This is a genomic window from Galbibacter mesophilus, assembly GCF_023721415.1.
Lineage (GTDB): Bacteria > Bacteroidota > Bacteroidia > Flavobacteriales > Flavobacteriaceae > Galbibacter > Galbibacter mesophilus.
In genome coordinates, this window is record NZ_JAMQVC010000002.1 from 790825 (window position 1) to 812490 (window position 21666).

Annotated in this window: 21 protein-coding genes and 1 pseudogene; 20 read left to right on the top strand and 2 right to left on the bottom strand. The window is 35.9% G+C overall.

The annotated features are described in order from the left end of the window. Positions 1–390: 390 nt before the first annotated feature. Positions 391–741 carry a 4Fe-4S dicluster domain-containing protein gene (locus tag NDQ75_RS10255; RefSeq protein ID WP_202027385.1) on the bottom strand — a complete coding sequence of 117 codons (351 nt, stop codon included), beginning with the start codon at positions 739–741 and terminating at the stop codon, positions 391–393. Positions 742–925: 184 nt separating this feature from the next. Here NDQ75_RS10255 and NDQ75_RS10260 point away from each other — a divergent pair, with 184 nt between their 5' ends. From NDQ75_RS10260 to NDQ75_RS10340, 17 genes and pseudogenes are all read left to right on the top strand, one after another. After that, complete coding sequence (locus tag NDQ75_RS10260) at positions 926–1987, top strand: acyl-CoA reductase (protein ID WP_202027386.1); 1062 nt, start codon at positions 926–928, stop codon at positions 1985–1987. 22 nt (positions 1988–2009) lie between these two features. Beyond that, positions 2010–2408, top strand: a complete 399-nt coding sequence (locus tag NDQ75_RS10265) for a hypothetical protein (protein WP_202027387.1) — start codon at positions 2010–2012, stop codon at positions 2406–2408. Between the two features lie 358 nt (positions 2409–2766). Continuing rightward, a complete protein-coding gene (gene serC / locus NDQ75_RS10270) occupies positions 2767–3831 on the top strand; it encodes a 3-phosphoserine/phosphohydroxythreonine transaminase (protein ID WP_202027388.1) in 1065 nt (354 codons plus the stop codon). 113 nt (positions 3832–3944) lie between these two features. Continuing rightward, positions 3945–4895 carry a D-2-hydroxyacid dehydrogenase gene (locus NDQ75_RS10275; RefSeq protein WP_202027389.1) on the top strand — a complete coding sequence of 317 codons (951 nt, stop codon included), beginning with the start codon at positions 3945–3947 and terminating at the stop codon, positions 4893–4895. A gap of 96 nt (positions 4896–4991) precedes the next feature. Then, positions 4992–5625: pseudogene (locus tag NDQ75_RS10280) on the top strand (DUF937 domain-containing protein). Between the two features lie 176 nt (positions 5626–5801). Beyond that, a complete protein-coding gene (locus tag NDQ75_RS10285; RefSeq protein ID WP_202027390.1) occupies positions 5802–6278 on the top strand; it encodes a DUF6146 family protein in 477 nt (158 codons plus the stop codon). Positions 6279–6342: 64 nt separating this feature from the next. Next, positions 6343–7110, top strand: coding sequence for a Rossmann-like and DUF2520 domain-containing protein (locus NDQ75_RS10290; RefSeq protein WP_202027391.1), 768 nt, complete (start codon positions 6343–6345; stop codon positions 7108–7110). Beyond that, entirely contained in the window at positions 7091–7621 is a 531-nt protein-coding gene (locus NDQ75_RS10295; protein WP_202027392.1) for a KdsC family phosphatase, read from the top strand. Before NDQ75_RS10290 ends, NDQ75_RS10295 begins: the two co-directional genes overlap by 20 nt. A gap of 183 nt (positions 7622–7804) precedes the next feature. Next, positions 7805–8395 carry a Maf family nucleotide pyrophosphatase gene (locus NDQ75_RS10300; protein ID WP_202027393.1) on the top strand — a complete coding sequence of 197 codons (591 nt, stop codon included), beginning with the start codon at positions 7805–7807 and terminating at the stop codon, positions 8393–8395. Next, positions 8355–9317 carry a septum formation inhibitor Maf gene (locus NDQ75_RS10305; RefSeq protein WP_242513616.1) on the top strand — a complete coding sequence of 321 codons (963 nt, stop codon included), beginning with the start codon at positions 8355–8357 and terminating at the stop codon, positions 9315–9317. Before NDQ75_RS10300 ends, NDQ75_RS10305 begins: the two co-directional genes overlap by 41 nt. Positions 9318–9320: 3 nt before the next feature. Next, positions 9321–9860, top strand: a complete 540-nt coding sequence (locus NDQ75_RS10310) for a mechanosensitive ion channel domain-containing protein (RefSeq protein ID WP_202027394.1) — start codon at positions 9321–9323, stop codon at positions 9858–9860. A 109-nt stretch (positions 9861–9969) separates the two neighbouring features. After that, complete coding sequence (locus tag NDQ75_RS10315) at positions 9970–12501, top strand: PIG-L family deacetylase (protein ID WP_202027395.1); 2532 nt, start codon at positions 9970–9972, stop codon at positions 12499–12501. Positions 12502–12611: 110 nt separating this feature from the next. Continuing rightward, positions 12612–14336 carry a sodium:solute symporter gene (locus NDQ75_RS10320; RefSeq protein WP_202027396.1) on the top strand — a complete coding sequence of 575 codons (1725 nt, stop codon included), beginning with the start codon at positions 12612–12614 and terminating at the stop codon, positions 14334–14336. Beyond that, a complete protein-coding gene (locus NDQ75_RS10325; protein ID WP_202027397.1) occupies positions 14323–15309 on the top strand; it encodes a Gfo/Idh/MocA family protein in 987 nt (328 codons plus the stop codon). Before NDQ75_RS10320 ends, NDQ75_RS10325 begins: the two co-directional genes overlap by 14 nt. Positions 15310–15330: 21 nt before the next feature. Continuing rightward, entirely contained in the window at positions 15331–15834 is a 504-nt protein-coding gene (locus tag NDQ75_RS10330; RefSeq protein ID WP_202027398.1) for a GNAT family N-acetyltransferase, read from the top strand. A gap of 14 nt (positions 15835–15848) precedes the next feature. Then, entirely contained in the window at positions 15849–16427 is a 579-nt protein-coding gene (locus NDQ75_RS10335) for a hypothetical protein (protein WP_202027399.1), read from the top strand. A 14-nt stretch (positions 16428–16441) separates the two neighbouring features. Further along, a complete protein-coding gene (locus tag NDQ75_RS10340) occupies positions 16442–17149 on the top strand; it encodes a hypothetical protein (protein WP_202027400.1) in 708 nt (235 codons plus the stop codon). Between the two features lie 123 nt (positions 17150–17272). On the opposite strand, the gene NDQ75_RS10345 is transcribed toward NDQ75_RS10340, so the two are convergent. Continuing rightward, positions 17273–18229, bottom strand: coding sequence for a PhoH family protein (locus tag NDQ75_RS10345; protein WP_202027401.1), 957 nt, complete (start codon positions 18227–18229; stop codon positions 17273–17275). 187 nt (positions 18230–18416) lie between these two features. Between NDQ75_RS10345 and NDQ75_RS10350 the strand changes: the two genes are divergently transcribed. The 3 genes from NDQ75_RS10350 to gldG are packed head-to-tail and all read left to right on the top strand — an operon-like array spanning position 18417 to position 21658. Continuing rightward, entirely contained in the window at positions 18417–19244 is an 828-nt protein-coding gene (locus NDQ75_RS10350) for an SAM hydrolase/SAM-dependent halogenase family protein (RefSeq protein WP_202027402.1), read from the top strand. Between the two features lie 39 nt (positions 19245–19283). Continuing rightward, positions 19284–19991, top strand: a complete 708-nt coding sequence (gene gldF, locus NDQ75_RS10355) for a gliding motility-associated ABC transporter permease subunit GldF (protein ID WP_202027403.1) — start codon at positions 19284–19286, stop codon at positions 19989–19991. A 2-nt stretch (positions 19992–19993) separates the two neighbouring features. Continuing rightward, positions 19994–21658 (top strand): gliding motility-associated ABC transporter substrate-binding protein GldG, encoded by a 1665-nt coding sequence (gene gldG / locus NDQ75_RS10360; RefSeq protein WP_202027404.1) that lies wholly within the window; start codon positions 19994–19996, stop codon positions 21656–21658. Positions 21659–21666: the final 8 nt, after the last annotated feature.

Here is a 21666-nt window from a genome sequence, read left to right on the forward strand (position 1 = left end):
TGATTTCATACTCAAGAAATTGTATTTATTGATTCAAAGAGTATCCTTTCATTTCTTTTGCTCGCCCAAAAGAAACGAAACAAAGAAAAAGGCGCCTTATCCAAGGAATTTTTTCGACCATGAAGTCGAAAAACCGAAATCAAAACTCCGCGTCGCTCCGTGCCTACGCTCCTGCTTTCGGAGCTTTTGATTACTATTCTAGGGATAAGGTTTTTTCTATGCGATTTCAGTAAATTATCAATTTGGGTATTTTTTTATTAAAAGTAACATTACAATTTTTGGAACAAACCGTGTTTCCTGATGGGAATACGATGTTCAATAAGATGAATGCAACAAAAAAGCTGAACGCGATTTGCGTTCAGCTTTTTTGTAAGAATATTTTATTAACCGTTATTCCGGATGCATAAATTGTTGTTTTACCAACAACTCTTCTTCGCTTTCTACGTGGTCATCATCTGGGACACAGCAATCTACCGGACAAACAGCCGCACATTGTGGCTCTTCATGAAAACCTTTACACTCCGTACACTTATCAGGTACAATGTAATAGATTTCATCGCTTACGGGCTCCTGTGCATCGTCGGCGTTCACTTGTTTTCCATCTGGCAATACAACATCTCCTTCCAGTGAAGTTCCATCGCTGTATCTCCAATCGTCTGCTCCTTCATAAATTGCTGTGTTTGGGCATTCAGGTTCACAAGCCCCACAGTTTATGCATTCATCTGTAATTATAATAGCCATAATTTTTCTTTTTCATTAACTTATTTACGAGTGGCAAAAACTGTAAATTAAGTAAGTGGTCGTTAACGGGCTCTTTTTCTTTCAAACAAAATTAAAATTTCATCAATCTAAAAGTTCGCCTCGGTTCATTTATGTAAATTTGCCTTGTCAAAAATAAAGACAAACAAATTTTTAACCAAATATAATGAGTGACATTCACAACAGAATTCGTGCTTTTGTTAAACTTGGCGATTTTTTAAGGCAATTCCCTTCCGAAAAAAGTAAAATTGAAGCTTCAGATGAAATCGATTCTACTTTTATTGATGGTTTCTGGCATCAAATAAAATTGGCAGAAGAACACAATAGTTGGTTTACAAAAGAAAATGTGCTTTTTTCCATTAAAAATTGGGCAGAAGCATTAACGGAATCCAACCTAAAAAAATGGCTATCGGGATACCTTATCGATGAAGTGACTCCTAAAAAAGTAGCCATTATTATGGCGGGGAATATACCCCTGGTAGGGTTTCACGATTTTCTATCCACTTTAATAATTGGGCATGATGTTTTGGTGAAATTGTCTTCCAACGACAAGCACTTACTCCCTTATTTAGCTAAATATTTGGAAGTTGTAGAGCCTAGTTTTAAAGGAAAAATTACCTTCACGGAAGAAAAAATGACAGGTTTTGACGCAGTAATCGCTACTGGAAGCGACAATACGGCCCGTTATTTTGAATATTACTTTGGAAGTAAACCGAATATAATTCGTAAAAATCGGAATTCTGTGGCGGTGCTTACCGGAAAAGAATCCAAAGAAGAGCTCGAAGCGCTCGGAAAGGATATTTTCATGTATTACGGATTAGGTTGCAGGAGCGTTTCCAAGCTTTTTGTTCCGGAAGGATATAATTTCGATACTTTTTTTGAAGCTATTTACAGCTACGGAGATATTATTCACGAAACTAAATACGCTAACAATTACGATTACAACAAGGCTGTTTATTTAATGAGTTTGTTTAAAATATTGGAAAACGGATTTTTAATGTTGAAGGAAGACGAAGGTTACGCCTCTCCTATCGCTACTGTTTTTTACGAACAATACGATAGCGAAGAAGTCTTAAAAAATAAATTGGCTGAAGATTCCGATAAAATACAATGCGTTGTCGCCAATAATTTTATGGAAAATGAAGTTGCCTTCGGTAGAACCCAACACCCAAATCTTTGGGATTACGCCGACGGAGTGGATACGATAAAGTTTTTGTTGGGGGTTTAGTTGTTTGTAGCTCATTTAAAACATGAAAAGTGATAATCAGATATTTAGTCTATCTACAGGCTATGGACCATTTATCTCCGAAGGCACAACTGCTCTTTTATATTGCTTCCCTGTTACATCGGGGCATATAGATAAGTTATTTGAGTTTGGTATTTCTGAAATAGATTTCGCTATTCTAAAGTCAAACAATTATAAGTTTAAGGCACTCTATTATATTTTATTCCATGAAATTCAATCCACTTTTGGTACTGGTCATCCTAGTCCAAGAAAATACACCAATAAAGAGTTCGAGTATGTAAAAAACAGAGTGCTGCATATATCTAACAGTGAGTTAGAGTTATATATCAAAGAATTTTCAAGAGATAAGAATTTATCAGAAGACTACTTTCAATTGTTTTCTAAGAATTTATTTTTAGAATGAAAGACAAATAGGCAACTTTTTCTTTCTTGAAAATTGCAGTCCAGCTTTTTTACATTAACTTCTGGTAATTATTTTGGAGAGCCTAAACTTTAAAAATTTCATCCCCGAAATCACCCAAACCCTAGTAACTTAATAGGATAATCTCCTGATTTACTAAAAATTATAGTCCTCTTTTTCGAATTACTTTAATTATCAAGTTGATAACAACTCCCTAAGCTTTTAACAAATAGTGGAACAACTATCTAACAACTCCTTAATTTTTGTTAGCATTCCAACAAAATTATTATACTTTTGATAACAGTTTTTCTATCAGAAATTAGCAACTTTGTAACCATTAAAAACACAACTGACTATTTGTATGAAAAAGCATAATTTTAGTGCAGGTCCTTGCATTTTACCACAAGAAGTATTTAAAAAAGCTTCCGAAGCCATTTTAAATTTTAATGGTCTGGATTTATCCCTTATCGAAATTTCCCATCGTAGCAAAGATTTTATTGCAGTGATGGACCAAGCCCAAGATTTGGCATTAGAGCATCTAGGACTTAAAGACAAAGGATATAAAGCTTTGTTTCTGCAAGGGGGCGCTAGCACGCAGTTTTTAAACGTTGCTTACAACTTACTTAATAAAAAAGCGGCCTATCTAAATACAGGAACATGGTCTTCCAAGGCGATTAAAGAAGCTAAATTGTTCGGCGAAGTGGTTGAAGTTGCATCTTCTAAGGATAAAAACTTTAATTACATCCCAAAAGGCTACAATATTCCAACTGATATTGATTACTTCCACTGCACTTCAAACAATACCATTTTCGGCACACAAATTAAAGAATTCCCAGAAGTGGATGCTCCTTTAGTGTGCGATATGAGTTCTGATATATTCTCACGTGTATTGGATTTCTCTAAGTTTGACATCATCTACGCTGGAGCTCAAAAAAATATGGGACCTGCAGGAACCACACTCGTTGTTGTTAAAGAAGATGTTCTAGGCAAAGTAGACCGCGTTATCCCTTCTATGCTAGATTATAGGGTGCATGCTGAAAAGGATAGTATGTTTAACACACCTCCAGTTTTTGCTGTGTATGTTTCTATGTTAACCCTTCAATGGTTGAAAGACCTTGGCGGTGTTGCTGAAATTGAAAAAAGAAACAACGAGAAGGCAGCATTGATTTACGGAGAAATTGACAGAAATCCGCTATTTACAGGATTTGCAGCTAAAGAAGACAGGTCTCCTATGAACGCTACTTTTAATTTGGTAGATGAAAGTCATAAAGAAACGTTCGACGCACTAGCGAAAGAAGCTGGCTTAAACGGAATTAATGGACACCGTAGTGTTGGAGGTTATCGCGCTTCTATGTACAACGCTATGCCGTTGGAAAGTGTACAGGCATTGGTTGACGCCATGCAAGCGCTTGAGAAAAAGGCTTAAGTCAATTTTTGATTTACGAAAGAGTAGTTTAAACTAAAATATAATTTAACTCATTTCGACACTAAAAGTCGAATGATATACCCCTCACCAGGGATTTAAATATAAAATTTACAATGAAAGTATTAGCTAACGATGGCATCTCTCAAAGCGGTGTCGACGCTTTAAAAAGCAAAGGTTTTGAAGTAATTACCACAAAAGTTGCACAAGAGCAATTAGAAAATTATATAAACGAAAACAAAGTAGATGCACTTTTAGTTCGTAGCGCTACAAAAGTTCGTAAAGAACTAATCGATGCTTGTCCGTCCTTAAAACTTATCGGTCGTGGAGGTGTTGGTATGGATAATATCGACGTTGCGTACGCAAAAGAAAAAGGACTTCATGTTATCAATACGCCAGCAGCTTCTTCTGCTTCTGTAGCAGAATTGGTTTTTGCCCATTTGTATGGCGGTGTTCGTTTTCTTTACGACGCCAATAGAAATATGCCTTTGGAAGGTGAAAGTAAATTCGGTCAACTTAAAAAAGCGTATGCAGGCGGAATTGAATTAAGAGGGAAAACTCTCGGAATTATCGGTATTGGTAGAATCGGACAAGAAACGGCAAAAATTGCATTGGGAGTAGGAATGAAAGTGGTTGTTTTTGATCCTTTTATCGATGACGTAACTATTCCTTTGGAATTTTTTGACGGACAAAAAGTTGAATTCAGCATAAAAACCATTTCTAAAGAAGAGGTTTTAAAGCAAGCTGATTTCCTTACCCTTCACGTACCAGCTCAAAAAGAATATGTTTTAGGAAAAAAGGAATTCGAAATAATGAAAGACGGCGTTGGTGTAGTAAACGCAGCACGAGGTGGTGTTATAGATGAAGTAGCATTGATTGAAGCTTTAGATAGTAAAAAGGTTTCTTTTGCAGGAATTGACGTTTTTGAAAACGAACCTACCCCTGCTATAAAGGTATTGATGCATCCAAAAATTTCTTTAACCCCGCATATTGGCGCGGCTACCGGAGAGGCGCAAGATCGTATTGGTGTTGAGCTTGCCGACCAGATTGGAGAATTGTTAAAATAACATTCTGCTACATAGAAATAAATATAGCCCTTCAGAAATGAAGGGCTTTTTTTGTATCTTGAAGACAATTATCAACAATAATAAAATATAAATATCATGTCTGGATTAGCATCATTATTAGACAGCGATCTTGGTCGCCAAATTATAGGTGGAATTAGTAACGAAACAGGAACTTCAGAAGGAAAGACTTCTGATTTATTGAGTATGGCGCTCCCTCTTTTGACCGGAGCTATGAAAAAAAAACGCATCATCACCGCAAGGCGCCGAAGGACTTATGAATGCTATTAATAGCAAGCACGATGGTAGTATTTTGGATAATTTAGGAAGCTTTTTTGGTGGAGGCGTTGATCAATCCGCTATTAGCGATGGCGCTGGAATTCTTGGACACCTTCTCGGTGGGAATCAAGCGAACGTAGAAAACACTTTAAGTAGTAAAACGGGAATAGACGCCGGAACTGTTAGTCAGATCCTGAAAATGGCTGCGCCGCTCATTTTAGGTTACTTGGGAAAACAGACCAAAGAAAATAACATAAGTGGAAGTAACGATATGAGTAGCCTTTTGGGCAGTATGCTGGGCGGACAATCACAACAAAACCAAAACCTTATAACATCTTTAATAGATAGCGATGGCGACGGTAGCGTTTTAGACGACGTAGCAGATATGGTTATTGGCTCAAATAAAAAGAAAGGCGGACTTGGCGGAATGCTGGGAAGTTTTTTGAATAGTTAGTCCTATTATTAAGTTTATTGAAGATAATATTGTCAAGCTGAGTATTAGTGCTAAATTTAGCTTCACTTTGTATTTTCCATATACGAAATAGCCTTCGACAAGCTCAGGCTGACATATTACCCTAGCTATATTTTTTAAGACGTTTGCTTTTTGTATCTTTAAAAGAAAGCTTCAAAATGAAATATCTCCTGTCTTTTATATTCGTAGGCATTCTTCTTTGGTCGTGTTCATCTTCCAAAAAAACACCCATGACTAATGAAGAGGCGATGGATTTATATATTTCCCAAGCTGAAAAAGAAGCTTTTAATTCCAAAGGTGGAAAAGACACTGTTGAAATAGGAAGCGATAGTACGGAATACCAAATCATCATTATCGATCCGGGCTTTTATTCTTGGCTAAATAGTATTGCACAGCCAGAAGGTTACTATTCCCAAGAATATATGGAAAATCGTAATAATATTTACGTGGTAAATTGGAATCAGCGTGTATTGCAACCAAACCGCTACAATCCAAACTTATACGAAATGCAAATTGATTACAGTCCGCATATTGATTATGGCTACGAGGTAAACTACAAACTTTACAATTACTTTTTATATTTCCAACGGAAGTACAATCAGCGCTTAGGTCCCTTCTACCCTAGAATTAGATAAAAAATCACTAAACTTTTTTAATGACGAATTCATCTAAACCAACTGCATTGTGTAATTTAGCAACATGATTAAAGTGGTTTTACTTGGCGGCGGTAATGTAGCGCATCATTTACATGAAGCCTTACGATTATCAAAAGAGGTAGATTTGGTTCAGTGCTTCAGTAGAAATATCAAATCCATTAATGTTTTTCAAAATTTTACGCCCATCACTAAAAATCTAAATGAGCTTAAAGAGGCTGATGTTTACATTATTGCTGTAAGCGATGATGCTATTTCTGAAGTTTCCGAAGCTATTCCCTTTTCAGGAAAATTTGTGGTACACACTTCTGGCAACAAGCCCTTGAATGTGCTCAGCAAGAAAAACAAACGAGGAGTTTTTTATCCGCTACAAACCTTTTCTAAGGGCAAGGAAATGGATTACAGCAAAATTCCCTTCTGTTTAGAGACGGAAGATGAAAGAGATTATAACACCTTGAAAATTATAGCCGAGTCTATTTCGCAAAAAGTATTTAAAATTGACTCTGAACAGCGTAAAAGCCTTCATTTAGCAGCTGTTTTCGTAAATAATTTTGTGAATCATTTGTATAAAATTGGAGACGATATTTGTCAAGAAAGTGGCATTCCTTTCGAAATTCTGCAACCTTTAATTGAAGAAACTTCAGAAAAAGTAAAAGAAATGCAACCTTTAGAGGCGCAAACGGGCCCAGCACGGAGAAATGATGTAAAAACGCTGGATGCTCATAAAGCTCAAATGAAAAGTGAAAATCAAATAAAAATATACGAATTACTAACTGACTCGATACAAGAAACTTATGGAAGAAAAAAGCTATAAAGAATACCTGGAACACATTACAACCTTTGTTTTTGATGTGGACGGCGTTTTAACCGATGGAATCATCTCCATTACTTCGGATGGACAATTATTGCGCACGATGAACGTAAAAGATGGCTACGCGCTAAAAACGGCTTTAAATAGTGGTTTTAACATTTGTATTATTTCTGGCGGTAGTAACGAAGGTGTCCGCGCGCGACTTCGTGGACTGGGAATTACGGATATTCATCTTGGCGTTAGCAATAAAATTGATGTTTTGGATGAATATTTCGATGTATACAATATCAAACCCGAGAACGTGCTGTACATGGGCGATGATATTCCGGATTATCATGTTATGAAAATGGTAGGAATGCCCTGTTGCCCCAATGATGCCGTAGCGGAAGTAAAAGAAATTTCTAAATACATTTCCCATAAACAAGGAGGAAAAGGCTGTGTTCGAGATGTGATAGAACAGGTTATGAAAGTACAAGGGAAGTGGAAAGAAAGTTTTGACGCTAAGTATGATTAATTATGTTAATAAATAGCTTATTAATAAATAGTTGAATTTTATTACTTAAAGTAAAACTTTAGTTTTTTAATTTAGTATAATTATAAAAATAAAAAGTGTTTTATATTTATTTCTGAGGATTGAAGTTATTGTAATTCTTAATCCACAACTCAGATAAACAAATTCCATTAACTACCCAACAGTATGCTTAACGAAAAATTAAAAGATTATCACATTATTTTAGCTTCCGGCTCTCCAAGAAGGCAGCAGTTTTTCAAAGATTTAGGGCTAGATTTCGAAAAACGCTTAAAAAAAGTTGATGAAATATATCCCAAGCGACTTTACAAGTATGAAATTTCTGATTATTTGGCGCAATTAAAAGCCCTGCCGCATAAAGACACACTAAAAGATAAGGACATATTAATAACCTCCGACACCATCGTATGGCACAACGAAGAGGCTTTAGGAAAACCAAAAAGTAAACAAGAGGCTATTGATATGCTAACTTCACTTTCTGGAAAAATGCATGAGGTTGTCACTTCTGTTTGTTTCACCACCAACTCTTTGGAAAAAACAATTAACCACATTACGAAAGTGTATTTTAAAGAGCTTACGCAAGATGAAATTGAGTATTATGTAACGAATTTTGAACCGTATGATAAGGCAGGCGCATACGGCATACAGGAATGGATTGGGCAAATCGGTATAAAAAAAATTGAGGGTTCCTATTTTAATGTGGTAGGAATGCCGGTGTATGAAGTGTATAGAGCTCTGGAGACGTTGGTGGAACCGTAGGTTATTCGTATTTTTAAGAAAGTCTTTTTCTATGATGATTTCAAAAACATTTTCCACGCTCATTGCTATACTAGCTTTATTTATGTTCAGCTGTTCTTCTCCAGATAAAAAGCCGCGTGAGATTTCTAAAAATTTTAAAAAATATTGGTACGCCGGAGAAGCAGAAATCACTTCCTATAAACTTTCACAGGCTCGTTATGGGGAATTAAGAGAAGGGAAAGCGGTGCTAATATATGTCACAGAGCCTTTCTTAACTGATAAACAAGTAAAAGCGAATCAACCAAATAAAAACTCTGCTCCTGTATTAAAGCTCAATAGCACAAAAAATTTCAACACGGGTATTTACCCTTACTCCATTATGAATAGCGTGTTTTACCCGCTGAATTTTAACGACCACGCTTTAAAAATCGTCACCTCTGTTACTGAATGGTGCGGACAAGCGTATATGCAGCTAAACAACCGTTCAGGCTTTGACATTACCGTACATTCTTATTTTGAAAATGAAGCCGATAAACAACTGAATCTCGACACAAATATTTTGGAAGATGAACTCTGGACACAGTTACGTGTGAACCCTGAAAACCTTCCAGCTGGCGAGATTGAAATAATTCCTTCCTTTGAATTTATTCGATTGAACCATAATGAAATAAAGCCATTTAAAGCAACTACAACTTTAATTAAGAATAATAGGTTTAGTACGTATACGATTGATTATAAAAATCTTCAAAGGACGTTAGAAATCACTTTTCAAAACGAGTTTCCTTACACTATTGAAGGCTGGAAAGAAACTTATAAAAGTGGGTTTGGCAATGAGGCTAAAACACTTACTTCTTCCGCAGAAAAAATTAAAACAATTAAATCGGCTTATTGGACTAAAAATTCTTCAACAGATGTATATTTGCGGGACTCTTTAGGTTTATAGTTTATGACAGATTTTTTTGCCTTATACAGGGATGAGTTAATTCGTACTATCGTTGCCATTGTAGTTCTTTTAGTGGCAAGGATACTTATTTTTAAAACAGTAAATAAGGTTGGCAAAATTGGTGATATTGACCGAAACCGTACGCTACTTATCCTTAAATACTTCAACGTTTTTATTTTAATAATTTCCATACTAGCAATAAGTTTGGTTTGGGGAGTGGATTTTAAAGATTTAGGACTTTTCCTTTCTTCAGCTTTTGCTGTTATTGGTGTTGCTTTCTTTGCATCTTGGTCTATACTAAGCAATGTGACAGCTGGAATTATTCTATTTTTCTCTTTTCCTTTTAAAATTGGTGACCGCATCCGTATTCAAGATAAAGATTTTCCTTCCGAAGCAATCATAGAAGACATTAGGGCTTTTCATCTCCACTTAAGAACGGACGAAGGCGAGCTCATTACCTACCCAAATAACTTAATGCTGCAAAAAGGAATTGTGGTTATCGAGAAGCCAAACCGGGAAGATGACGGAGCCAGTTCTGTCTAGTTCAGTTTTTATTGAATACTGAAGGTTTTTTTGCTGTTGGGTTTTACATTATGTAGTGCCTTACCAACATTTATTTCTATATTTGAACTAACACCTAAAACGAAATAGTATGCAAAAAATATTATCCTTTATTCTAATTGGATTAGTATTTTCATATTCAACAATTGCCCAAAAGCCTAAAACCTATACTTCTGCTGAAATTTATCAAGCGGTACAAAAGCTCAATTTTCTAGGGACCGCGCTATATGTTGCGGCCCACCCTGACGATGAAAACACTCGGTTAATATCCTATCTCTCGAATGAAGTAAAAGCCAGAACGGCCTATTTATCCTTAACACGCGGAGATGGCGGACAAAATTTAATAGGTTCCGAGCTTAGGGAATTATTAGGTGTTTTGAGAACCCAAGAATTACTGGCGGCGCGACGGGTAGATGGCGGTGAACAATATTTTTCAAGAGCAAATGATTTTGGTTTTTCCAAACATCCAGAAGAAACGTTTGAAATTTGGGACAAAAATGAAGTTTTAGCGGATGTTGTTTGGGTCATAAGAAATTTTAAACCCGATGTTATCATTAACCGTTTCGACCACAGAACGCCCGGAACTACGCATGGGCACCACACGGCATCTGCCATGCTAAGCGTAGAAGCATTTAAACTTTCCGATGATAAAAATAGTTTTCCAGAACAGCTAAAATATACAGAGGTTTGGCAACCAGAACGCCTATTCTTCAATACTTCTTGGTGGTTCTACGGAAGCCAAGACGCCTTTGAGCAAGCAGATAAGTCTAAAATGATAGGTTTTGATATAGGAACCTACTACCCTACGCTTGGAAAGAGCAATAACGAAATCGCATCCATCGCCCGAAGCCAGCATCTAAGTCAGGGGTTTGGAAGTATTTCAGCTAGAGGTTCAGAAGAAGAATACATCGAGTTGATTGATGGTAGCATGCCTAAAGACCAAAATAATTTGTTTGATGGCATTAACACCACGTGGACGCGTATTAAAGGCGGAAAAGAAATAGGGTCTATTTTAGAGAAAGTGGAAGCTGAATTTAATGTTAAAAATCCCGCCCAACACATCCCACAGTTATTGAAAGCTTACAAGCTTATCGAAAAGCTGGAAGACCAGTATTGGCGAACCGTAAAATTAAAAGAAATTAAAAAGATAATTGAAGCCAGTAGCGGATTATTCTTAGAAGCGATTGCCAATAATGCCTCCGCCGTTCCGGGAGAAACGATTTCCATTAAAAGTTTTGCCATTAATCGGTCGAATATCCCTATGTCACTGGAAAACATTCTGATTTCACCAAGTGATACCCAAGAGAACATCAATAAAAATTTAAAGAATAATCAGCTTGTAAATAACACTTCCAATTTCACGATTCCGACAGAAAGTGATTATACCGCTCCTTATTGGCTTACAGAGGAAGGTACACAAGGAATGTATACCACGCCTCAGCAATTGCGTGGAAAACCTGAAACACCGAGGTTGGTAAATGTTACTTTTAATATTTCTATTGAAGGTGTGAAAATTCCATTTCAAAAGCCGGTTGTTTATAAACATTCCAAACCAGACAAAGGGGAATTGTACCAACCTTTTGAAATTTTGCCAAGGGCAACGGTATCCGAAGCTAATAAAGTCATTATTTTTTCTGATGCTTCTGAAAAGCAAATCCCAGTAACAGTTACTTCGGGAGCGGATAATGTGTCGGGAACACTTCAGCTTAAATACAATAGCGGATGGAAAGTTACTCCTGAAAAAATTGATTTTTCAATCACGAATAAAGGTGATACAAAAACAGTTTATTTTACCATAACCCCTCCTTCTGAAGAAAACGAAGAAATTATTACTCCGGTCGTTACCATTAATGGTGAAAGCTATAAAAAAGAACTTAACACCATTGCTTACGACCATATTCCTACCCAATCGGTTTTGCTCCCTTCAAGTTTTAAAGTGGTTCGATTGAACATTAAGAAAGTTGGTGAAAATATTGCTTATGTTGCAGGTGCCGGTGATGAAGTACCCGAAAGTTTACGCCAAATAGGCTATAAAGTTTCTATCATTCAGCCTGAAAATATAAGCAGCAGTTACCTAAAAAACTTTGACGCCGTAGTAATGGGAATTCGTGCTTACAACGTGCATGAATCGCTTAAATTTAAACAGCATATCTTATTGGATTATGTGAAAAATGGAGGGAATTTAATTGTTCAATACAACACTGCGGGAAGAAGAGGACTGGATATTGATAATCTGGCACCTTTCTTGTTGCAATTATCCAGAGACCGGGTAACCGATGAAAATGCTGCAGTTGCTTTTAATGCACCGCAACACCCGCTTTTAAATACACCAAACAAGATAACACAAAAAGATTTTGATGGATGGGTACAAGAGCGAGGTTTGTATTTTCCGGATAAATGGGGAGAAGAATTTACCCCTATTTTATCCATGAGTGATAAAGGCGAGAACGAAACAATGGGAAGTTTGTTGGTTGCTCCATACGGGAAGGGATATTACATTTATACAGGATTGAGCTTTTTTAGGGAACTTCCGGCAGGAGTGCCTGGAGCGTACAAATTGTTCTCCAATATGCTTTCGGTAGGGAAAAAAGAAACTAACGACAAAAATTTAATTAAAGGATAATCATGCTGAAGAAATTCATTTGGAAACGGGAATATTCCATTGTGTTGCTAATGAACGCTATCTACATTTTTATCTTCTATTTGATTATGATTTATAACAAGTAACATCGGATGGAAGTAATAGATTGGATTGTATTGACCGGAACCTTACTTTTTATAGTAGCTTATGGTTATTGGCGTACAAAGGGTAGTAAAGATGTAACAGACTATGTTCTTGGTGGAAAAGACGCCAAATGGTATACGGTTGGGTTGTCCGTAATGGCGACACAAGCCAGTGCCATTACGTTTCTTTCTACACCTGGTCAAGCATTTCATGATGGAATGGGCTTTGTTCAGTTTTATTTTGGTCTGCCTTTGGCTATGGTTATCATTTGTATTGTTTTTATTCCTATTTACCATAAATTAAAGGTTTACACGGCTTACGAATTTCTTGAAAACCGTTTCGACCTGAAAACACGTTCGCTAGCGGCTATTCTATTCCTTATTCAACGAGGGCTTGCTGCCGGAATAACAATTTATGCACCTTCTATCATTCTTTCGGCTGTATTGGGTTGGGAAACCAAAACGCTAAATATTATTATTGGCATTCTAGTAATCATTTATACCGTTTCTGGAGGAACAAAAGCTGTGAGTGTTACCCAGAAACAACAGATGTTTGTGATTATGACGGGGATGTTCACCGCTTTTTATTTGGTAATGAGCTATCTTCCGGACGATATTTCCTTCGGAAAAGCACTTAAAATTGCTGGCGCCAATGATAAATTGAATATTCTTGATTTTTCCTTGAATCCGAAAAGTAGATATACTTTTTGGAGCGGAATTACAGGTGGTCTTTTTCTTGCCCTCGCCTACTTTGGAACCGACCAAAGTCAGGTGCAACGTTACTTAACCGGTAAATCGGTTCGGGAAAGTCAGCTTGGTTTAATTTTTAACGGACTGTTTAAAGTCCCTATGCAGTTTTTCATATTACTCGTAGGCGTTATGGTTTTTGTGTTTTATCAGTACAACCATTCTCCGTTAAATTTCAATCCTGCCGCGGTCGAAGCCGTTGAACAATCTGCTTACGCAGAGGAATACAGTACGTTAGAAAAGCAGCATTTAACGTTGGAAAAATCCAAAAAAATGGCGCAAGAGCGCTATTCCGCAGCTTTAGACATAAAAGATTACGACTTAATCATGTCTGCCAAAAAGCAAATTCAGGAAATAAATAAGCAAGAAATACAAAGCAGAAAGGAAGCCAAGGAAATTATTCAGAAAGTTGACGAAGACTTAGAAACAAACGATAAAGATTATGTTTTTATTCATTTTATACTGAATAATATTCCTACCGGATTGATGGGACTACTGTTGGCAGTAATATTTTCAGCAGCAATGTCATCGACTGCTTCAGAATTAAACGCTTTAGGAACAATTACCACGATAGACCTCTTCCGAAGAAATCAAAAAGAAGAGCAAACGGATAAATACTTTTTAAATGCCACAAAATGGTTTACGCTTGCTTGGGGTATCATCGCCATTCTGTTTGCTAATTTCGCATCCTTACTGGATAACCTCATTCAACTGGTAAACATTATTGGTTCTATCTTCTACGGAAATGTACTTGGGATTTTCCTTATTGCCTTTTTTATCAAATTTATTCGTGGGAATGCTGTTTTTGTCAGCGCTATTGTTACTCAAATAGTTATCATTCTGGTTTATTATTTTGCAATTCACCGGTATGATGCGGGCGATGAAAAATTGGGTTATTTGTGGCTTAATTTTATTGGTTGTGCCCTTGTAATCTTTCTAGCTTTACTATTTGAAATCTTAAACAGAACAAGAAATGCCATTAAATAAAAAAAATATAAATTGGGGAATTCTGGCTCCTGGACATATTGCCAAAAAATTTGCCAAAGACCTTTTAACGATTGAAAATGCCGAGCTGTACTCAGTGGCTTCTCGAACATTGGAAAAAGCGGAAGCTTTTAAAAATGAATACAAAGGAAAAGTAGCATATGGAAGCTATGAGGATTTGATGAAAGACCCCAATGTCGATGCCATTTATATTGCCAATCCGCACGCTTTCCATAAAGAATACACCATTGCATGTCTTCAGCACAAAAAAGCAGTAATGTGCGAAAAACCACTTGCTTTGAATGGCGAAGACGTGGACCTAATGCTTCAAACCGCAAAGAAGGAAAATGTGTTACTTATGGAGGCACTTTGGACATACTTTCTTCCGCATTATCAGTTTTTACTGAATTTTTTAAAGGAAGGAAGTTTCGGAAAAGTAACTTCGATGGAAGCCGATTTCGGATTTCAACCTGTATTTGACGAAAAATCGAGGCTTTTCAATAAAAAATTAGGCGGTGGAAGCTTATTGGATATTGGTATCTACCCCATCTTCGCCGCATTGACTATCCTTGGGAAACCCGAAAAAATAAAAGCGTCCGCTACGTTCTTTGAAACAGGCGCCGATTCTTCTTGTAAAATGCTATTTGAATATCCTAACAACGTAAAAGCCGAGCTCTCCTCTACCCTTTTGGAGAAAACTCCCACAGAAGCTGTGATTCAATGTGAGAAAGGAACTATAAAGTTGCACACACAATTCCACAAACCTACTAAAATCACTTTTACGGATAATAATGGAAACCAAACCTATAAAGATTTTGGGGTTACTACGGAAGGCTACAGTTTTGAAACCATTCATTTTAATGAACTGCTTCGTGAAAACAAAAAAGAAAGTCCGATTATGACACACGATTTTAGCCGCTTACTCATGCAAACCATGGACAAAGTAAAAGAACAAATTGGATTACAATATTCTTAATTTTTAAGTGAAATTTTAAAGATGACAATCAATTTTACTCCGATAACTATTGAAGACAAAGCTACGGTTTTAAGACTTTTTAAAGAAGCTGCTGAAAAGATTGATAAAAAAGGGGTTGACCATTGGCAATATTGGAAAAATCCGCCAGCAGAAAAAGTAAAATGGGTTGAAGAAGGCTTAAAAAACGATGAGTTTTTCTTCATTCACGATGTTCAAAATAATGACACAATCGGAATGGTTAGGATTCTAAAGGAAGATTTGTTGTATTGGGGTAAGCAAGTTAAAAAAGCGAAATACGTACATTCGTTAGTAATAAAAGAAAACTACAACGGAAAAGGAATAGGCACCAAGGTACTAAAAGAAATAGCCCAGCAGGCAAAAAACGACTCCTGCGAATATCTTCGCCTAGACGCAGACGCCAAAAACCCAAAGCTCTGCAATTACTACGAAAAACAAGGCTTTAAAAAAGTTGGAACCAAGCAACTACCGCTATCCACCTACAATTTGTATGAAATGGAGTTGTGATAATGTAACTTACTATGAAAACGATTTCAAATAAGAAATATTTAGTTCTTTTCCTTTTATATATAATTGTTGGCTGCACCCAGGAAAGTAAATCATCCAACCAAGTAACCGATTATTACCAAGGTTTTAAAAATTCAAATTATGATTTAATCCGAAGCACAATAGCTGACTCTTTGGTTATAATTGAGGGTAGTCAAGAATTGAAATTTAGTCGGGAAAGTTATTATAGCCATTTTAAATGGGATTCCGTTTTTCAACCTGAGTATACAATAAAGAACATAACGCGAAATAATGAAAAAATTCTTGCTACAGTATCACTAAGGTCATCAAGGTTGGAATTTTTGGAAAACAATCCACTAACTTGTACGTATGAGTTTCATTTTAAATCAAATAAAATAAACAAAATAGTAATAGTAAACTGTGATGCAGATTGGAAGATCTGGCAAAACCGAAGGGACTTATTAGTGAATTGGGTAAAAAACAATTACCCAAAATATGGTGGTTTTATAAATGACTTAAGTATGGATGGAGCTACTAATTACCTGAAAGCTATTTCTTTATACAAAAAAGAAAATTTAAAAAATACCCCTTAAAACTTTTTAAGATTGTGAATGTAATTATCAATAGAATATTATTTTGGATTGCACCTTTTATCATTATCTTATTCTTAATAATATATTTAAACGACGTTACTTTAAAAAATTTTTATACAGAAATTGGATTTTTAGGTTGGTTATCAGCTTTCACATTAATTATTACATGTTATGATCTCATAAGGCGTTTAAAAAAACTTCAAATTAGAAAAGTAATCCTTGAAAATCCTGATTTAAAAGAAATTCCACTTGGTTTAAATAAGCCAAAACGGTTAAATTTCATGGATAGCAGGGTAAGTATAAATGATAACAGCATTGATGTTTTCTTTAATAACAGTGTAGTGTTTCACGCTAACAAAAAAAATGAAGAAATAGAAGTAAAAAAATTCTTTGGAAGAAAAATTATAAGTTTTAACGATATTGATTTTCTATTTATTGATTACAATAAATTTAGAAAAGACACTTTGATTGATGCTTTGTTCTCTAATGGTAGTCTAGATAAAAAAGTTTGGAGTAATACAGTCTCAGCGATACTTAAAAGTGGTGAAAAGGTCAAGCTATTCGCTGCCCAACTAGAAATAACGAATCATGATGAACTATTCGATGAAATTACTTCAGGAAAAACCACAACCAATGATTATTTGAAGAATGGTGAAGCTTTAATTCAATTATTCAGTCAATTTATGAACAAAAAATATCTTATTATAGATAACCGTTTGTAAAAATAAATGGCATGTTACTATACTTCGGAAGCATCGACCTGCAAAGTTTTTGAAACCATGTAGGTCTTAAGAACGGACTTTCTTTAGAATACCTACAAGGCTTTACCCAAATTTTCTCTAAAATCAAGAATTCGTATGCTCTATCTTTTTATACGAAGCAATAATATCTTTCACCAATCGGTGACGGATTACGTCCTTATCATCCAAATATAGAATCCCAATACCATGAACATCTTTTAAAACCAAAATAGCCTCTTTGAGTCCGGAAGTAATCCTACGTGGCAAATCTATTTGTCCGGGATCTCCAGTGATGATAAACTTGGCATTCTTACCCATTCGTGTTAAAAACATTTTCATTTGGGCATGACTGGTATTCTGTGCTTCATCCAAAATAACAAAGGCATTATCCAGCGTACGTCCACGCATAAAAGCCATGGGCGCAATTTGAATCACCCCGGTTTCAATATAATTGGCCAATTTTTCAGCAGGAATCATATCACGCAACGCGTCGTACAATGGTTGCATATAGGGATCTAATTTTTCTTTAAGGTCACCAGGTAAAAAACCGAGGCTCTCCCCCGCCTCCACTGCAGGTCGGGTTAAGATAATCCTGCGCACTTGTTTTTCTTTCAAAGCTTTTACCGCTAGTGCTACGCCAGTATAGGTTTTCCCTGTTCCAGCAGGACCAATGGCAAAAACCATATCATTCTTTTTCATTAACTCCACCAACCGTTGTTGATTAGCAGTTTGGGCTTTAATTAAGCGTCCGTTGGCACCATGCAGCAATACTTCCCCGTGAATTTTAGCATCTATTTCCTCTTGACCGGTTTCACTGGTAAGAATACGCTCTATAGTATTTTCATCTAGTTTGTTATATTTTCCGAAATGCGAGACAAGCATATCCAACCGTTTATCGAATTCTTCTAACATTTCTTCATCTCCAAATGCCTTAATTTTGTTGCCCCTGGCAACCAATTTAAGCTTGGGAAAATACTTTTTCAATAAATCAATATTGATGTTGGCTGGTCCAAAAAAATCTTTTGGATTGATTTCCGTTAGTTCGATAATGAGTTCGTTCAAAAGCTACAATTTAAATGAATATTCCTGTCAATTTGTTGGTATAAAAAGTACACATAAAAATGGAAAATCTATTACTTTTTAGTAGGTTTGTGCTAAACATTTTTACATACCTGTTTTCGTACCGTTTCTAACAAACTTAAGGAAAAAAACATTTCCTTAAATTAAAAAAATATCAACATTTTACTAAATGGCAATTATAACTTTAACTACAGATTTTGGTGTGCGGGATCATTTTGTAGGTGCCATTAAAGGATTTATTCTTAGTGAAATTGAAAATGCTACCATTGTTGATATCTCACATCGCATCAGTCCTTTTAACATAGTTGAAGCTGCGTATATTTTAAAAAATGCTTACAAAACCTTTCCAAAAGGCACCATCCATATTATTGGAGTGGATTCTGAATTAACTCCGCTTAACAAGCACATTGCCGTTAAAATTGATGGACATTATTTTATAGGCGCTGATAACGGAATTCTTTCTTTTTTAGCCAGTGAAATTAATCCAGAGAAAATGGTGGAGATAAACATTCACGATAGAATTGAAAGTGTATTTCCCGTGTTGGATGTATTTGTAAAAGTAGCGGGGCATATTTCTCGTGGTGGGACTTTGGAAGTGATTGGAAAGAGTATTAACGGACTAAAAATGTTGAAAGGTTTATCGCCCATTATTAACAATGACGAAAATCAAATTACGGGCAGTGTTATTTATGTTGATAACTATGGTAACGTAGTTACTAACATTTCCAAACAAATCTTTGAAAGATACAAAAGAGGACGAAATTTTGAATTATGGGCGCGCAATCATAAATTTACCAACATATTTTTTAAATATAGTGATGCCGTAAATTTTGAAGATGATAAGTACGTCAATAAGGACGGTGAAAAGCTAGCTATTTTCAACTCGGCGTCGCTCATAGAAATTGCTATTTACAGAAGTAATCTCGATACTGTTGGGGGAGCTTCTACGCTACTCGGCTTAAAATATCGAGACACTATCACTTTAAATTTCATTTAAGTGTTAACAAATTACAAATCAAATAATTAACAAAATTAAGTGGTCGCAATCATAAAAAGGGAAATAAGCAGTTTTTTTTCAACACCCATTGCCTACTTGGTTATTGGCTTATTTTTAATACTGAACGGTTTATTCCTGTGGGTTTTTCAAGGGGATTTCAATATTTTTGAAAGCGGATTTGCAGATATGAATGCTTTTTTTCAACTGACGCCTTGGATTCTCATCTTTCTAATTCCCGCAGTTACCATGAAAAGTTTTTCAGAAGAAAAAAAGAGCGGTACACTGGAATTATTACTTACCCGCCCCATTAGCAAGAGCGAAATAGTATTCGGGAAATTTTTTGGAAGCTATATTCTAATTTTAATAGCTGTACTACCTACTATTCTTTACGTACTTACCATCAATACACTTGCAAATCCAACAGGGAGCATTGATTATGGACCAATTGTTGGTGGTTATTTCGGACTCTTATTTTTGATGGGAGTCTATACCTCCGTCGGGGTTTTTATCTCTTCACTCACGGATAATCAAATAATCGCTTTTGTTGCGGCTGCGCTGGTTTGTTTCCTACTTTATTTTGGATTCTCTGGTTTTTCTGAAATACTTCCGTTTTCTTTTATCGAAAAACTAAGTCTTAAATATCATTTTGATAGTATTGGCCGTGGAGTAATCGACATACGGGATATCATCTATTTTAAAAGTGTTTCGCTATTTTTCATCGTTTTAACCATTTTTAAACTAAAGTAATTTTGAATTTCAGTAAAAAAAATATCCAAAGAATTGCTTTTTTATTGGTCGCACTTGTTGCCATTAATTACTTGGCTTCCTTTTTGGTTGTTCGACTGGATCTTACCAAAAATAAACGATACACGCTGGCTGACGTATCCAAAGAAACTGTAAAAAATACCGATCAGGTTATTTTTGTCGATGTTTTACTGGCAGGCGAACTTCCTTCGGAATTTAAGAGGTTACATACGGAAACAAAACAATTGCTAGAGGAGTTTTCTACTGTTAATGACAAAATAAAGGTAAACTTTATTGATCCGCTTGATAATAATAACTCCAAACAACAAAATATACAAAGTTTACAGGAACTGGGTTTAACCCCTGCCTCGGTTACGGTGGAGGAAGGAAACAGCATGTCTAGAGAAGTTGTTTTTCCGTGGGCTTTGGTAAACATGGGCGAGAAAACAGTTAAAGTTTCTCTTTTGCAAAATACTTTAGGAGCCAATAGCGAGCAACGTGTTAATAACTCTATTCAGCAATTAGAATACGCTTTCGCAGATGCTTTTAAACAACTGACCATTACCGAGAAAAAGAAAATTGCAGTCGTTAGAGGTCATGGCGAGTTACCGGATAAATATTTGGCCGATTTTTTAATTAGCCTTCGAAATTATTATCAGTTGGGGGAATTCCATATGGATTCGCTTCAAAATAATCCAGAAAAAGTACTTGAAAACTTAAACCGTTTTGATGCGGCTATTATTGCGAAACCTACCGAGCGTTTTTCAGAAAATGAAAAATACATCCTCGATCAATTTATCGTTAACGGTGGTATAACACTTTGGATGATCGACCAAGTGGTGGCTGATTTGGACAGTCTTCAAAATGATCGCTTTACTTCTTTCGCTTATCCGGCTGACTTAAACTTGGACGATTTGCTTTTTAAATACGGAGTACGAATTAAGAAATCATTAGTTCAGGATTTAATTTCAACACCCGTAACCGTTACTGATGCCAATGGGGAAATCCCTATCAATTGGTTTTATTCCCCTATGGTAAGAACCGCTAACAATCACCCTATAAACAAAGGGATTAACGTTGTTAAACTCGAATTTGCCAATGCTATAGATACGCTACCCAATACTATTAAAAAAACAGTTTTACTTAAGAGTTCTCCGCAATCTAAAGAAGTGGGTGTTCCTAGGGAATACAGCTTGGACGAGTTTGATGCACAACAGAATATTAAAGAGTTTAACGATGGAAATAAACCTTTAGGGGTTTTGTTGGAAGGAAATTTTACATCCGCTTTTAAAAACAGAGTAAAACCCTTTTCGTTTAAGGAAAATAAGGAAATGAACTCTCAGGAAAATAAAATGATTGTTATTGCCGATGGCGATGTGGCGAACTACAATTATGTTAATAAAAAGCCGCTTATAAACGGTGTCGATAAATGGACGCAGCAAGTTTATGGCAACAAAGATTTCTTGATTAATTGCGTAAATTACCTGTTGGATGACGACGGACTTATAAACATTCGTTCCAAAGAGATTGCTTTGTCTTTTTTAAACAAGGAAAAAGTATATCATCAAAAAATTAAGTGGCAGCTTGTAAACATCGGGCTTCCCATCGTTTTACTCCTTGCCTTCGGGGGTGCTTATCGCTTTTTCAGAAGGAAAAAATATACCATTTAAATGTTGAT